Source organism: Tannerella forsythia 92A2 (genome assembly GCF_000238215.1).
GTDB lineage: Bacteria > Bacteroidota > Bacteroidia > Bacteroidales > Tannerellaceae > Tannerella > Tannerella forsythia.
Genome location: NC_016610.1, coordinates 1,094,371 through 1,109,067, shown reverse-complemented (window position 1 = coordinate 1,109,067; position 14,697 = coordinate 1,094,371). Strand labels below are relative to the sequence as shown.

Annotated in this window: 14 protein-coding genes; 8 read left to right on the top strand and 6 right to left on the bottom strand. The window is 46.9% G+C overall.

The genetic code is table 11. The annotated features are described in order from the left end of the window. The first annotated feature begins 246 nt into the window (after window positions 1-246). The 5 genes from BFO_RS14860 to BFO_RS04455 all read left to right on the top strand — a co-directional run bounded on the left by BFO_RS14860 (window position 247) and on the right by BFO_RS04455 (window position 3,635). Window positions 247-561 carry an NVEALA domain-containing protein gene (locus BFO_RS14860; protein WP_014224439.1) on the top strand — a complete coding sequence of 105 codons (315 nt, stop codon included), beginning with the start codon at window positions 247-249 and terminating at the stop codon, window positions 559-561. Between the two features lie 113 nt (window positions 562-674). Beyond that, window positions 675-1,631, top strand: coding sequence for a 6-bladed beta-propeller (locus BFO_RS04470; RefSeq protein WP_244262946.1), 957 nt, complete (start codon window positions 675-677; stop codon window positions 1,629-1,631). Between the two features lie 69 nt (window positions 1,632-1,700). Continuing rightward, window positions 1,701-1,952 (top strand): hypothetical protein, encoded by a 252-nt coding sequence (locus BFO_RS04465; protein ID WP_041590669.1) that lies wholly within the window; start codon window positions 1,701-1,703, stop codon window positions 1,950-1,952. A 242-nt stretch (window positions 1,953-2,194) separates the two neighbouring features. Next, entirely contained in the window at window positions 2,195-2,431 is a 237-nt protein-coding gene (locus tag BFO_RS04460) for an NVEALA domain-containing protein (RefSeq protein ID WP_014224436.1), read from the top strand. A gap of 85 nt (window positions 2,432-2,516) precedes the next feature. Continuing rightward, a complete protein-coding gene (locus BFO_RS04455) occupies window positions 2,517-3,635 on the top strand; it encodes a 6-bladed beta-propeller (protein ID WP_014224435.1) in 1,119 nt (372 codons plus the stop codon). A gap of 753 nt (window positions 3,636-4,388) precedes the next feature. Here the strand turns inward: BFO_RS04455 and BFO_RS04450 are convergent. The 6 genes from BFO_RS04450 to BFO_RS04425 form a co-directional block, all read right to left on the bottom strand. Beyond that, window positions 4,389-4,805, bottom strand: coding sequence for a secondary thiamine-phosphate synthase enzyme YjbQ (locus BFO_RS04450; RefSeq protein ID WP_014224434.1), 417 nt, complete (start codon window positions 4,803-4,805; stop codon window positions 4,389-4,391). 39 nt (window positions 4,806-4,844) lie between these two features. After that, window positions 4,845-5,627: a radical SAM protein gene (locus BFO_RS04445; protein ID WP_014224433.1), complete on the bottom strand. Its 783-nt coding sequence runs from the start codon at window positions 5,625-5,627 to the stop codon at window positions 4,845-4,847. A 70-nt stretch (window positions 5,628-5,697) separates the two neighbouring features. Then, window positions 5,698-7,767, bottom strand: a complete 2,070-nt coding sequence (locus BFO_RS04440; RefSeq protein ID WP_014224432.1) for a helix-hairpin-helix domain-containing protein — start codon at window positions 7,765-7,767, stop codon at window positions 5,698-5,700. A 12-nt stretch (window positions 7,768-7,779) separates the two neighbouring features. Beyond that, window positions 7,780-8,589, bottom strand: coding sequence for a PorV/PorQ family protein (locus BFO_RS04435; RefSeq protein WP_014224431.1), 810 nt, complete (start codon window positions 8,587-8,589; stop codon window positions 7,780-7,782). Between the two features lie 226 nt (window positions 8,590-8,815). After that, window positions 8,816-9,970, bottom strand: coding sequence for a dipeptide epimerase (locus BFO_RS04430; RefSeq protein ID WP_014224430.1), 1,155 nt, complete (start codon window positions 9,968-9,970; stop codon window positions 8,816-8,818). Continuing rightward, complete coding sequence (locus BFO_RS04425) at window positions 9,967-11,049, bottom strand: C40 family peptidase (protein WP_014224429.1); 1,083 nt, start codon at window positions 11,047-11,049, stop codon at window positions 9,967-9,969. Before BFO_RS04425 ends, BFO_RS04430 begins: the two co-directional genes overlap by 4 nt. A 220-nt stretch (window positions 11,050-11,269) precedes the next feature. Between BFO_RS04425 and BFO_RS04420 the strand changes: the two genes are divergently transcribed. The 3 genes from BFO_RS04420 to BFO_RS04410 all read left to right on the top strand — a co-directional run bounded on the left by BFO_RS04420 (window position 11,270) and on the right by BFO_RS04410 (window position 14,688). Continuing rightward, window positions 11,270-12,790, top strand: a complete 1,521-nt coding sequence (locus tag BFO_RS04420; RefSeq protein ID WP_014224428.1) for a DUF4301 family protein — start codon at window positions 11,270-11,272, stop codon at window positions 12,788-12,790. 88 nt (window positions 12,791-12,878) lie between these two features. Next, window positions 12,879-13,346 carry a hypothetical protein gene (locus BFO_RS04415; protein ID WP_014224427.1) on the top strand — a complete coding sequence of 156 codons (468 nt, stop codon included), beginning with the start codon at window positions 12,879-12,881 and terminating at the stop codon, window positions 13,344-13,346. 4 nt (window positions 13,347-13,350) lie between these two features. Then, entirely contained in the window at window positions 13,351-14,688 is a 1,338-nt protein-coding gene (locus BFO_RS04410) for a THUMP domain-containing class I SAM-dependent RNA methyltransferase (protein ID WP_014224426.1), read from the top strand. Window positions 14,689-14,697 lie beyond the last annotated feature (9 nt).

Here is a 14,697-nt window from a genome sequence, read left to right as displayed (position 1 = left end):
TTTACCAGTACCCGCTTGCGCCGCTTGCCGTCGAACTCACCGTAGAAAATCTGCTCCCACGGCCCGAAGTCGAGCTTTCTTACATTTTATTGCCGCCTTGTGTATATTTTATAAATAATCACAAAAAAGAATAGCTTGTTTGCACGTATAAAATAAACACATTTTCTTTGAAATGATTTTAGTACGTTTTTATAAGAGAAGCATGATAAAGAGTTTAATTTACTCATAAATCGAAAATTAATTAATATGAAAAAGAAAATTTTATCTACAATTTTCGTGATTGTAATTGCTGCTGTTGCAGTAACAAATATCGTTAAAAATAAGAACAGTCACCATACAGAGGAGGTGATTAAAGATTTGACATTGGAGAATGTGGAAGCATTGGCGCAAATAACTGAAGGAGAGGGTGGCGGTGACAATTGTTGCTGTGTGATGCATCTGCCTTGTTTTGACAACAATGGAAATACGACAGGACGATATTCTGCCTGCAGCTACCAAGGTCCCGGTTGTAATAAATCATGGCATTCGCATTCTTGTTCAAGTTGTAGCAGTCTGTTGTGATGAAATGGATTTCAATATTTGTTTCATGTTGCATGTTCATTTCCTGCTCTGATTCAGGTAAAAACAACCTTATTGCAAAATACGCTACGCGAACGGATTTTCGTAATCACAACATGAAACTTGAATCACTTGTGTCAAACATAAGAGTCTTTCCTTTACAACCTCAAAACGAGGAGATTATTGGAAGCGTGAACGATCTATGTTTCATAGGAGACACTGTTTATATTTTAGATGAGAACGCATCTTCTATCCATAGCTTTGATATAATAAACGGTAAACACATAAAAACATTGCATGGACGGGGAGGAGGAAATCGAGAATATGTTCATCCCATCGCTATAGCATCCAATGAGAAGCATATTTTCTTGTTAGACCAGATGACACAGAGAATTTTGTGCTATGATAAAAGCCTTAACTATATAAATACAACAGGCATAGGCTTTGCAGGTGGAGACTTGGTGTGTCATAACGACAATCTTATTGTTTACAATTTGGCAAAATCGCCGAACTATGATTATAAATTTATTTGTTTGGACTTAAATGGGGCTGTGCTGGATAAAATCATGCCATTTAAAGAGGATAAATATCATCGTGATATGTTTAATTGGGGAACAAAAAACCATTTCACAATGAACGAAAACGGGATTTTGTATTTCTATGACTCATTTACAAATGTATTATATCGAAAGACGAGCATGAAAGACGAGTCTTATTATGAAGTAGATTTCGGCCAATACACTATTCCTCAAGATAAACCTGTAAACAGTTTTAATATCTATGAATCTTCTTATGCGATCCCGACTGATTATTTTTTGATAAAAAACAGGATCATAGTCAGTTTGCTGCTTGATGGAAAAAGATATTATAGTTTTATCAATACGGAAACCGGCCAATCCGAAACCGGTACGGTGAAATATTTGGATGGGAAATTACCGTTTTTCCCTCAATGGTCTCACAAGAATACCCTCGTTGGCTGCTGTTTATATGAAGATGTAAAAGAAAACTCTATGTTGGAAGAATATCTAATTGATGATGAAGAAACGTATGTCTTGTTGTTTTATGATATTTAACCGGGTTGAGATCGTATGGAAGAAAGACTATCTCATAATGAGTTCTCTTTTTAGGATCAAAAACCAATCGTGACTGTAATTGTTGCTGTTGCAGCTTGGAATGTGAATAAACCGGATGCCCATGAAAGAAAGATCATGTATCTTACGACAATCGTATTGGTAATAGTGTCTCTCTCTTGTTGTAAGAACAACCTTAGGCAGATTGATGCAGATAATATTTTCAAAAAAGAGTCTGCTGCTGAAACTATTTCAATTGAGTTCCAGGAGAATGCGGTTTTTAATTATTCTGATGTTTTTGATAATATAAAACTAAATTGTTGAATTTTCAGTGATTGAGGTTGTTGAAAATTTAAATGCGTTAACCCTGCTAAATAGAAAGAAAAAGCAGATGAGTACGGCAAAATCTTTACATTTGCAGAAACAATTTCAAAAGAAAAACAAAATCGCTTAGATGACAAAACAATAAACCCAAATAGTTAAAAAAAGAATAAAAACAAAAAAATATTTGGATACACCAAAAAGATGCCATATGTTTGCAAAACAAATTTTAAAAACAAAATACGATGAAGACAAAAATTTTAGGAGGGATCTTTGCCCTCGCAGTAATGGTAGCTACAGGCTACGGAGTGAACCGGAGCATGGAAAAGGAGGCCGATCTTCCGGAGATGGCATTGAAAAATGTGGAAGCTTTGGCAGATAATGAGATCGGGAATGGAAGATGGATTGTGACGGTTTATTCTCCGAGCCATTGGAGATGTGATCCTGATGGCGGTGCCAGCTGTCCTGGAACCCCATGGTAATCCATAAATAGAGGGGACGTTTAATCATTCTGTTTTGAGGATGATTATAAAAACGGATTGATTTACTCGTATTTTATAATGCTGAATGGAAAGAGAATTAAAGTATATATTCTCTTTCCATCTGATGAGTTTGGAACAAAAACATATTTATATAAAACGTAGCATGAGATTATTAAAAGTCAGTGTGGCTGGTATGATGATGTCACTGATGATATTATCCTGCACAAAAAGAGGTTCAGACATGAAATCTGGTATGATGAGTGTAAATCTTGATGATGCCCTGCCATTGAAGGAGGCGGCATTATCTATTGATGTACTTATGTTAAATGATTCCATGTCAAGTCATTTTCCCGGGAATATAACCAAACTTGAATGGATGGGAGATTCGATACTGATTCTGGACTCATGGAAGGACCCCGGTCTTTATTTGTATGATTCAGGAGGTGCGCTTGTGAATTCATATACTAAAAGAGGGAATGGCCCGAATGAGTTTATTAGTATTGTAGATTTCAATGTCATACCTTCAGGAGTAGTGCTTCTTGATACCTATTCCACCTCTCAGCGAATATATTTGGATCAGGATTTCACATTCCTATATAAAGACGATGCCGAGGCTCAAGCGAATCATTTCTTCTGTGAGAGTGGCAACTCTGGCGGTGTGTGGTATGACCGTGGTAATGTGGCGTATGGTTCGAATAAGGATAAGCTGATATATGTGGATGGAGACTCCAGAAAATCAGTTTTGCCAGTGCCTCCCGAAGTAGAGAATGTGACATTTGCAAGCTATAATGTGTTTGCAAGAGTTTCGAATGATACCATTCTGTACTTGCCGGCTGTTGAACCGAGAATTTATAAATGTTATGGTGGACAAGCCGAAGTGCTTTGTGAACTAGATTTTCATTATTTATGGCCTGATTTTTCGGATGTGAAAAAAGATAACCCGCTGGATTTAATGCGCAGTATTGCAGAAGATGGAAAGATTTATTCCACAAATATGCTTTCGGAGGGTAACGATGTGGCTGTTTCTTTTTTCTGTAAAGATGATTTTTATGTGATGAAATTTAGATATAATGACCTGTCAGCTCATAAATTGTTTAAAGTCGATAAGAATACGTTGGAATCTTTAGGCTCTTTGGTTTCCATGAAAGACGGCTGTCTCTTTTTTGGTGAGCCTGGAAAACTTCTGAAGATAAGGGTGGATTAAAGTAAAATTAAAATTTACCGGTATGACACTTAACTTCGATTCCGATGTTTTGCGTCCGACTGACATGGTTGCTATTGATTCCATTTTAATGATTGTCGAACTATCAGAAGAGTTATGGAGAATTTCTCCCTAATGGAAAACATATTCAAACAAAGGCGGAAGCTTATGCGGTGTGAGGTTATAATAGCAGAATAAGGCATTATTTAGCAAGGTTCAAATGAAAAGGGATGTTATAGCAAGGCAATACATATGATAGAGAAATCCCTAAAACTTCTTTTTCTAATTCTAAAACTGAACAATGAGATAGCTATTGTATTTATCCCGGATTCCACAATAGAAGAAATAAGAATGAATTTAATTCAGGCCTTCAGCCCTCCGAACAAGGTCTGGATATCGGTATCCCACCCTTGCGCGGGATGGGGCTGAAATAACTAGGGCTTTTCAGCCCTTTCGGACAATAGTCAATGGTTAATTGTTATGCGTGGAACACGCCGAACCATGTATTTGGAAAATAACCATTAACCATTGAAAAACAGCCCTGAAAGGGCGAGATCATTCAGCCCAATGCGAAGCGTTGGGGAAAAAGGCATCGCATCTCGGCGGAGGGCTGTAAGCCTGACGGAACCATTGTCGTACATTCGTACGTCCATTATTAATGGTAAACGCCGAACAGGGTATCGCGTAATCCGGGTTTAATGATATCGTATCAAATGACCACCCCAAAGAACGATCAACGAAGAGTGAGGGAGGAAATCAGTCTCCGATAATTTTTACCAGGACGCGCTTGCGCCGCTTGCCGTCGAACTCACCGTAGAAGATCTGCTCCCACGGCCCGAAGTCGAGCTTTCCGCCAGTCACGGCTACGACCACCTCTCGGCCCATTACCGAACGTTTTAGATGAGCGTCGGCATTATCTTCGTATCCGTTATGCCGATATTGACTATACGGTTTTTCGGGGGCGAGTTTCTCAAGCCACAGCTCCATATCATGATGCAGTCCGCTCTCGTCATCATTGATAAACACACTGGCCGTGATATGCATCGCATTGCAGAGCAGCAGTCCTTCGCGTATGCCGCTTTCGGCCAGACATTGCTTGATCTCGGACGTGATATTCACGAATGCTCGGCGTGTCGGTATCTCAAAAAATAATTCTTTTCTGTACGATTTCATATTCTTTCTAACTGTTTGTTCGGTGATATAAGTTTAAGATCAATAGGAGATGGAGACTTCGATGCCCGTTTCTTTACGTATGCGGTCGGCAATCGTATCGAGTTCGGCCTTTGGAATCTTTTCGAGGGTACGTACCGGAGTTTCCCTGTCGATCGTATAAATCATCACTTTGTACGGACGGATTTGTTTCAGCGCATCGATCCATGCTGCGACCTCCTCATCACCCGTATTGTCGATCACGACGCCATCGCGATGGCCGCGCAGGAACATCGTTTGAACGACGAGCCGTCCATCGAAGCGACATAATTGGCGGACAAGTTTTTCGCAGGTGAAGTCATCCCGGTCGGGATCGTCGATCTGGCGCATCCGTTCATCGTTCACGGAATCGAGTTTCATGATACACTCGTCGATCTTCAGCAGAGCGTTCATCACTTCCTCTTTATGCAACATGGTCGAGTTCGAAAGCACCGCCACTTTAGCCAGAGGACAGAGCGCATCGCGGACGGCAAGCGTGTCGTCGATAATCCCCGCGAACTCCGGGTGCATCGTCGGCTCTCCGTTACCGGAGAACGTGATCACATCGGGTCGCACACCTTCTTTAGCCATCTCCTGCAACTTGGCCGTGAGCGCATTCCGCACGTCTTCACGTTTGGGAGCCGGTCTTTTTGCCGGGAAGTCCTCGTTCAGCCCGCATTCGCAGTAGATACAGTTGAATGAGCAACGCTTCCCGTCGAGAGGCGATACATTGATGCCCAACGACACGCCCAAGCGGCGGCTGTGTACCGGGCCATATACGATCTGTTGAAATAATATCGTCGACAAATTTCTTTCTTTTACGGGTTGTACATTGCGCAAATTTCAGGAATAGGAGCCATATACGCAAGTTTTTTCATCAGAATTTCCAGCGGATCATGGCATGAACATCGGTGCGGTTTCGGCCGTCGATCGTTTCAAGTCCCGAGCCGATATGCTCACCTTCAAAATAATGGGTCCACCCGATTTTAGCGGCTATAACGAAGCGGTATCCGACCGAATAACGCAAGACGGTCGACAGGCGCATCCCTTTCCCGTAAAACGAAGTGCTATTGAAAGCGTAAAGCAGATTCTTTTCGTAGGAATAGATACGGCTCTGATAATCATCCGTACGGAAACAAGCGATAAACAAATCCGTTTGGAGAGGAAGCCTTTGAGGTTTCCACCCGACGGTATTCGAAACCATCCATCCGTGACTTGTCGCTTTTGCTTCGGGAGTAAGAAGCGAGGCATCGATGGCGGCCTTCCACGACCATTCGGGAGTTGGATGGTATAACATCCGGGCACGCAGGCGATGATGACGCGTCGGGAGGATTTTTGTTTCGGGATTCCCCTTTACCGTATGATTTGACTCGCGTCGCCGGTAGCGATAACGTACATAAAAGTCCAGATGCTCCAGCTTCGAATAATCGGCCTGCAACAGACAGTCGGTACCCGACGAAGGTGCATCGACCCCGAACTTCATCCACGGGAAACGATAAAAATCCGCATAGCCGGTTATTTTCCAAAAGCCAACGGGTGGCGTAAGCTCCCAGCCGATGTATACGCCCTCTTCATTCCGTATATCGTTGCTTTGCGAAAACGCATGAGCGAAATAGGCTTGATAATCGGCAGCGTAGCGACGGTAGAGAATGATTCCTTTGACGGAGGAGGAAGGTGTCCATTGCAGTGCGTTCAGGGTCGCCCAGGCGCCATTGTGCGACAAAGCCGTTTCTCCGTACCCTTTCAGTGTATTTATGCGGAACATGTAGTCGACACTCGCATTCACGTTTCGGTTCCCGTGAAAAAGATAACGATTGTAAGGCTTCGCCGGAGGCTCGACCGTATGAGGTCCGAAGTTGTACGTAATGGCCGTCAGTCCGATATGAGAGCCGGATGCGGCATAACGTATGTTCGTTCCGATGGTTTGCATTGTTACCGCATGCCGTTTGCTACGTTCGCTCTCCGTACGGTGCAGGCCATCGGTCTTGAACGAGGTGATAATGGTGCTGTCGGTCGAAGCATCTGCTTTACGGCGCGAATAAAACACGTTGGCTGTCCAGTTTTTCCACACGAGAGAAGCAGCCACACCACGAAAAAAATCGTGCTCGTTCGTCGAGTAATGGCGTCGGAAGCCGTTGCTGCGATAGCCGGACGAAGACAATACGGTGGTGCGTATGGGAATGAAATCATGGCTTAGCACCAACCCCCGGCCGAAAGAAGCTTTATAGTCACCCACCGCAAACGTGCTGAGCCATTTCTTCATATCGTTCAACAGCAGATGAGCCGAATAGTAATCATATCCTTTGTGACGGGCATTCCCAAACGGCTCGCCGGCATCTTTCTCCGCCACGAACCCGGCCTGAATACGTTCGTCGAACGTATAAGAGTAACGCAGTGAATGGTAAAACGGCTCGCCGAGGTACACCCGGTTAGGGTAACGCTGCAATATACTGTCGGGCTGCGGACGGTAGCCCTGCTTCTGCTCCAGCGTGCGGCGATATTGGGCAATCCATTGATGCGAACCGTATTTCCACAGGTTACGAACATTGATGGCGCGTTGAGGCCGTGCGACCTCGCCGGCGTACACGAAAGACTCCATCAATTCGATAGTTGGATAGTCTAACGCCGCGATATTTTTCAGTTCGTAGACGGTTAGCAGCGCACCGTATTTCCGACGATAAGAAAGAATCGCCTCCACCTGTGTATCGGAAAGGAAAGGTAACCGTCGCAAAGACTCGGCCGTAGCCGTATTCAGATCGATCGGATGTTCGGAAAGATAAGAAAGTTCGGAGTACAGCGATTCAAACCGCTCGCTGTCTTCCTCGTCTTCGGCCAGTTGCCGGATATATTCTTTCCATCGCTCGTTCGATCGCTCATCCTGACCGTTTGCGCAGAAGCAAGGAATCAGGAAAAAGATCAGCCCAATAATAAACCCTCGTTGTCCCATAGCCTGTCATATTCAGAATGAGAAAGAAAGTCCGAAACCGGAACCCGCACCCAGTACGGGATGATACCAGAAGGCCACATCGGCTGTCAGACCGACGAGCGTATAACTCACACCGGCCGACGGAAGGAACGGATGAGTGTTTATTCCGCTGCGGATCCGAAAATCAGAGAATGCTTCATATTCCATTCCTGCGGAAAAAGAAAACGGCGTTTCTTCGCAAGTCTCCACTCCGACGGTCAGCAGAACCTTTTCCGCCACCCAATAATTCATACCCAACAAAACGCTTCGCATCACGAAATCCTTGCTGTCCGTCTCACGGTCTTCGAGCGAGACAGACGGGAAATTCATGACCGACACGGCAATCAGCCAATCGTCGGACGGATGGAAAGCCGCCCCTACATCGACGGCTATCCGGGCCATATCACGCTCGAATAACTCCGACTGCAAGAGGATATATTGCAGGCTGACACCGAGCGACCAGAGACGACTCAGCCGCCTCGCAACCGAAAAGCGGAACATGCTCTCGCGGTATTCGTCATAACCGAATGAAGCCACATGAGCGCCGAAAGGCAACAGGGTATTCGGATAGCACAGTCCTCCGCTGAGTGTACCCAGCTCTTTGATGTTATAACGGTTGAGATAGTCGGTGCGTACTTCGCGCTTTGGCATCATTGCCGGCAACGACGGGTTTAACAAAGACGAGAGGGTCACGCCTTGTCCTCCCATGCCTGCGGTACGGGTATCGGCCGGACGGAGCCGGTCGGTTGCTCCCGCAAAGCAGCAAACAGTTCCCAGAACAATGATCAGCACCTCCTTTTTCATGATAAACTCCGTTTGATAGCAACGCCATACAACTTTATGACTCTCTTGTTTATAGAAACAATCAAGAGATATAAATAGTTTAATTATTCAGGTGTTTTTTTGCTGTGGCTGCGGTTCGTTTTCAACATTCAGTCAGATTACCCTTTACCCTGTCCTGAAAAAGGGCGGCCGTTCTTTTATTGTGATCTCATTACCGTCTTGTAAAAGTGGATGAGATGAATGGTTTTTACTTCTTGCGAACGTCGATACCGATACCCGGTTTATCGGCAGGTTTCATGATGCCGTCCTGCAATGTTGCACCGCGGCACCAATCCGATTCGGGTTGGATGAGCAGGTTGCCGTCGAGGTCGCAGAAATCGACAGCCGGAGCGAGCTGGGTCGCCGCTGAGATGGCACATGAGCTTTCGGTCATGCAGCCGATCATCACCTGCATATTGAGTGAGCGGGTAAGGTTGACCATCTTCCAGGCTTCGCGCAGTCCGGTACACTTCATCAGCTTGATGTTAATGCCGTTGTATGCATCTTTCAATCGCGGGATGTCCGTCAGTCGTTGTACGGCCTCATCGGCAAAGACAGGCAGCGGGCTATGTTCCGTGACCCATGCATTATCGTCAAGCTTCTTCTTCGACATGGGTTGTTCTACCATCACAATACCTTTTTCTTTCAACCACAGAATCATATCGAGTGCCTGATGTTTGTCTGTCCATCCCTGATTGGCATCGACGGCCAGCGGGATATCAGTCACTTCGCGGATCGTCTCGATCATCGTTTTATCATGTTCCGTTCCGAGCTTGACTTTCAGTATACGGAATTTGTCAAGGTACTCTTTCGTCTTTTTGCGAACGACATCAGGCTGATCGATGCCGATGGTGTACGTCGTCGGAGGGATATGATCGGGATTCAGCCCCCAGATTTTGTACCACGGCTGCCCCATGAGTTTACCGACGAGGTCGTGCAAGGCAATGTCGACGGCTGCTTTTGCGGCCGTATTGTTTTCGCCGAGGCGATCGACATACGTCAGAATATCCTCCATCTCGAACGGACTGCGGAAGCGGTCTAACTCCACCCGTTTCAAAAAAGCGCATACCGAAGCCTGCGACTCACCCAGATATTGGGGCATAGAGGCTTCGCCGTATCCCGTCATGCCGTCGTATTCGATTTTTGTGCGGACGGTCGGCGTCATGGTGCGCGAATAAGTAGATACGGTGAACGTATATCTCAGCTGTAAATCGACCGGCTCGAATGTCAGTTTCATTTTGCCGTCGAGAGCTGCTGACCGCATCAGGGTGAACGGTGCGGCATGCGATGAGTCGAGAGACAGACTGCCTGCCGCTGCTGCGAACGCAGCCGTTTTCAGAAAATTCCTGCGATTCTGTTTCATTGTTTTTGTTTGTTCCATGGGTTTTGGTAATACGGATTATTTTTAATCGTGCTGATTCCGGACCATTCGCGAGCGCCGATGATACGGCAGGCACGTACAAACTCCGACGCGTTCAGGACATCGTAGTTCGGAGCAGACGGGGTGAGGCTGCCGACCTTTACCTGGGTAGCCTCATGGATAAATTCGCCGTTGCCCAGATAAATCCCGACATGACGGATACGGTCTCGGCTCTTTCCGAAGAAAAGCAAATCGCCCGGACGGAGATTCCCGTATCCGTTCGTGATATCGATCTGCTCGCCGGTGACGCATTGCTGTGACGCATCCCGTTGCAGGATGAGTCCGTGGAGGAAGAAAACGGTCTTTACGAAACCGCTGCAATCCATCGCTTTCGACGATGTGCCGCCCCAAAGGTAAGGTACACCCATAAACGATTGTGCCGTAGCAAGAACACGTTCAGCCGTCAGATGGATATGCTTCAGCCATTCATCCATTGGCTGTGCTTCGGCTTTCAGGACAAAAGCCGTTCGTCCGTCGGGATATGAGACGCGATAGAAGGCTCCCTTTTTACCTTCGAGGCGGAGCATATTGCCCGCCACCAAGTCTGAGACAGGAGGCGACTTACGGTCGGCGCGTGAATAGGCGAAGCCATGATGAGCCAGAAAAATGATTTTCGGGGCGTCTGTCCATGCTGCAAAAGCGTCGGCACTCATCTCAGTCACGTTGCCGGATTTCGTATATCCCGTATAATTGTCGGGTGTTTGAATGCGCAACCATCCGTCGTGCCGTTCCAAGATACGGACGGGAGTGCCCAGCAGCGCCTGAGTCGCCATCTCGGCAGGATACCTGCCTTGTGTGCGAATGCTGGCGACCGAAAGCGTCACCACGCCATACGTCCGTTCATCCATCGCGGCGGAAGGCTCAAGAGGGGCAGGCAGCGATTGAAGGGTCAGCCGGCGTATGGGAACGGTGTCTTGAGGCGTTTGCCGTACCGTATCTTTTGTTGCGAAGAGGCTTCCCTCTGCTGTTGTCAGCGAGGCGAAGCACAGGAACGCGAGAATAAAATATAGAAACCGTTTCATGATCTATCCGCAAAAAAACGGCTTTAAAGATAAGGCATATTTTACGAATACAAAAAATCCGAGATAAAATAAGCTAACAGGAAAAATTCCGGTCGTCAAGAAAGGAGAAAAGTGAATAGGCTGAAAAAAGACACAGTCTGAAAAGAAAAATCCCTGCACAAACATCCGAAACCGGATTTTCTATGTAAATTTGTGAGCGAATCATAGAGTAAGAAGGAATATGTTAACATCTAATGATCTTCAGTTACTGGCTGAAAAGAAGATTACGGAAACTGGTTTACAGGAGCAGCTGGATCGTTTTGTGCAGGGATTTCCATTTCTGGAGATCAAAGCGTCGGCGTCGGTCGCGAAAGGGATCCGCTCGATCTCGGACGAGGCACGTCAACAGTACATCGACCGCTGGAAAGCGTATCTGGCGGAGAACAAGAAAATACTCAAATTTGTACCGGCTTCGGGGGCAGCCAGCCGCATGTTTAAAGACTTGTTTAGCTTCCTGTCCGCCTCGTACGAGGTTCCCACAACTCCCTTTGAGAAGAAATTTTTCGACGAAATCGGGCGATTTGCCTTTTATCAATTACTCGATGCCTGTTGCCAGCAAAACGAGGGGCAGGATATTCCATCGCTGCTGGCTGCGGGTCAATACAAGGCGATCGTCAGTAATCTGCTCGAAGAAAAAGGACTGAATTACGGAGCACTGCCGAAAGGCTTGCTGCAATTTCATGCGTATGCGGATGGTGTGCGGACGGCGCTTGAGGAACATCTCGTCGAAGGAGCATTATATGCGAAGAACCGGACAGGCGAGGTACATATCCATCTGACTGTTTCGCCCGAACATCAGCCGTTGTTTGAGCAATTAGTCAAGGAAACGACGCCGGCCTACGAGAAAGCGTTCGGGGTGCATTATTCGGTGTCGTTCAGCACGCAGCAGCCCAGCACCGACACGGTAGCCGTGGATATGAAGAATGAACCGTTTCGCGATGCCGACGGACAGCTTGTATTCCGTCCGGGAGGGCACGGGGCACTCATTGGCAATCTGAATGCGATGGATGCCGATGTCGTATTTATCAAGAACATCGACAACGTGGTGCCCGACCATTTCAAAGACGCTACGGTCACGTACAAGCAACTTTTGGCCGGAATACTCGTCGATCTGCAATCCCGGATCGCCGACTACCTGAAACTGATCGACAGCGGCCGCTATACGCCGAAGCAGGTGGCCGAGATGATCCGCTTCGTCGAAGATGAATTGTGCATTGAAAATCCGGAGCTGGAGTACCTTGAAGATGTCGAAGTGATTCTTTACATCAAACGGAAATTACTGCGTCCGTTGCGCGTGTGCGGCATGGTGAAGAACGTGGGCGAGCCCGGCGGAGGACCCTTTTTTGCCGTCAACCCCGACAGGACTATTTCGTTGCAGATTCTCGAAAGCTCACAGATTGATATGGAAAAACCCGAAGCCCGTCAATTCTTCGAGCAGGGAACGCACTTTAATCCGGTCGATCTTGTTTGCGCCCTGAAAAGTCCCGACGGGACGAAATATAACCTGCCGGATTTCGTAGACCGGAATACGGGATTTATCTCGCAGAAGAGCAAAGACGGACGCGAGCTGAAAGCACTCGAGCTGCCGGGTTTATGGAACGGCGCCATGAGCGACTGGAATACGGTGTTTGTCGAAGTGCCGATCGAAACGTTCAACCCCGTTAAAACCGTCAACGACCTGCTGCGTCCGCAACATCAATAAAGTCGGACAGGCGGTTTTTTGGGGGGCAGCCGTATGGCTTTCAAACTTTTTATGTATGTTTGCAACACGAATTTTAAAATAAAGAACAATGAAAAAGATTGGGTTATTGATCTGTGTACTGGCCATGGCACTTACCTCGTGCGAAGGTCCGATGGGCCCTCCCGGACCTCCGGGAGCATCGGGAGAAAAGCTGAACTGGGAAATACTTTATTATACAGTTCATGCTGACGATTGGAAGTTGGTAGGAAACAAAGATGGACTAAATTCGCATTACATCTTTGATTTTAAAGAAAGTAAGCTGACAAAATTCATCTACGAAAAAGGTCTTGTCAAAGGTTTTAGGATATTAAAATTGGATAATGGAGATAATGTACAAACTCCGTTACCTTATGTTGTGCCGATAGGCGAAATGAATGGGAATAATGAGAAACTATGGAGTGAATATTATACCTATGACTTTATGCCCGGTTCGATTGCTTTTTATGCATACTATACAGATTTTTATACAGCAAACAAACCGCCGACATGCACGTTCCGCATCGTCATGAACTGGTAAGACGATGACGGACGGCTCATTCGAGATGATCGCCAAGACGCTCTACGGGTTAGAAGATATCTTGGCTGAAGAATTAACGGCGCTCGGCGCCGGAAACGTAAAGACGGGGCGACGCATGGTATCGTTCACGGGCGATAAAGCCATGCTCTACAAGGCAAACTTTCATTGCCGTACGGCGTTGCGTATTCTGATGCCGATCGCCCGGTTTCGTGCGAACAATGCCGATATGGTATATCAGGAAGTGAAACGGATCGAATGGGAGAAATATCTCTCTCCCGAGAAAACATTTTCAGTCGATGCCGTAATCTATTCCGAAGACTTCCACCACTCCAAATTTGTGGCCTACCGCACCAAAGACGCGATTGCCGACTACTTCAGCGAGCGCGTGGGCGATCGCCCGTCGGTGCGTTTGAGCAACCCCGACCTGTATATCAACATTCATATCTCACACAAAGACTGCACGCTGTCTATCGACAGTTCGGGCGAGAGCCTTCACAAGCGCGGTTATCGAACGGCACAGGGTGAGGCTCCTCTCAATGAAGTGCTTGCCGCCGGCATGATCCTGGAAACAGGATGGCGGGGCGAGTCGCATTTCGTCGATCCCATGTGTGGATCGGGCACCCTGCTGATCGAAGCAGCCATGATCGCCCTGAACATCGCCCCGGGCATCTACCGCAAGGGCTTTGCCTTCGAACGATGGCCCGACTTCGACCGCGACCTGTTCGACGAGATATACAACGACGACTCCTCCGAACGCGAATTTTCGTTCAAATGTTACGGGTCGGACATCTCGCCGTTAACCGTCAAGAAAGCCGAAAAGAATATCCGAAGCGCAGGCCTGACGAAATACATCGAATTGCAAACGCTGCCTTTTCAGCAATTCACCGAAGCGCCGCGACCGGGTATCCTCATTACGAATCCGCCTTATGGCGAACGCATCACGCCCAATAACATCAGCGAATTGTACAGTATGATCGGCGAACGGCTGAAGCACGTATTCACCGGATACGGCGCATGGATACTCAGCTACAAAGACGAGTGTTTCGATCGCATCGGATTACGTCCGAAGCATAAAATCAAGCTTAGGAATGGCGACCTCGAATGCGAGTACCGATGCTACGAGCTGTTTGCCGGAACGAATAAAGCCTACAAGAAAGCTGAGGGCGAAAGAAAAAAAGCAGCCCCTCGGGTAATCGCCGAAAAGCAAAACCGAAAGGAAATGGCTTCGAGCAATTACCGGAAAGGAAAAACAGACCGGAAACGGCCTTCGGGCAGTTACCCGAAAAGCTACCGAAATGTATCGATCGTAAAAACCGAAAAGAGACATCAGCCAAAAACCTGAGGACAATAC

Coding starts and splice junctions, on each gene's coding strand:
- BFO_RS04440 (WP_014224432.1), bottom strand. CDS start 7,767: ATGGGACAACGAGGGTTTATTATTGGGCTGATCTTTTTCCTGATTCCT.
- BFO_RS04470 (WP_244262946.1), top strand. CDS start 675: ATGAAACTTGAATCACTTGTGTCAAACATAAGAGTCTTTCCTTTACAA.
- BFO_RS04455 (WP_014224435.1), top strand. CDS start 2,517: ATGGAAAGAGAATTAAAGTATATATTCTCTTTCCATCTGATGAGTTTG.
- BFO_RS04415 (WP_014224427.1), top strand. CDS start 12,879: ATGAAAAAGATTGGGTTATTGATCTGTGTACTGGCCATGGCACTTACC.
- BFO_RS14860 (WP_014224439.1), top strand. CDS start 247: ATGAAAAAGAAAATTTTATCTACAATTTTCGTGATTGTAATTGCTGCT.
- BFO_RS04425 (WP_014224429.1), bottom strand. CDS start 11,049: ATGAAACGGTTTCTATATTTTATTCTCGCGTTCCTGTGCTTCGCCTCG.
- BFO_RS04460 (WP_014224436.1), top strand. CDS start 2,195: ATGAAGACAAAAATTTTAGGAGGGATCTTTGCCCTCGCAGTAATGGTA.
- BFO_RS04420 (WP_014224428.1), top strand. CDS start 11,270: ATGTTAACATCTAATGATCTTCAGTTACTGGCTGAAAAGAAGATTACG.
- BFO_RS04430 (WP_014224430.1), bottom strand. CDS start 9,970: ATGAAACAGAATCGCAGGAATTTTCTGAAAACGGCTGCGTTCGCAGCA.
- BFO_RS04435 (WP_014224431.1), bottom strand. CDS start 8,589: ATGAAAAAGGAGGTGCTGATCATTGTTCTGGGAACTGTTTGCTGCTTT.
- BFO_RS04410 (WP_014224426.1), top strand. CDS start 13,351: ATGACGGACGGCTCATTCGAGATGATCGCCAAGACGCTCTACGGGTTA.
- BFO_RS04450 (WP_014224434.1), bottom strand. CDS start 4,805: ATGAAATCGTACAGAAAAGAATTATTTTTTGAGATACCGACACGCCGA.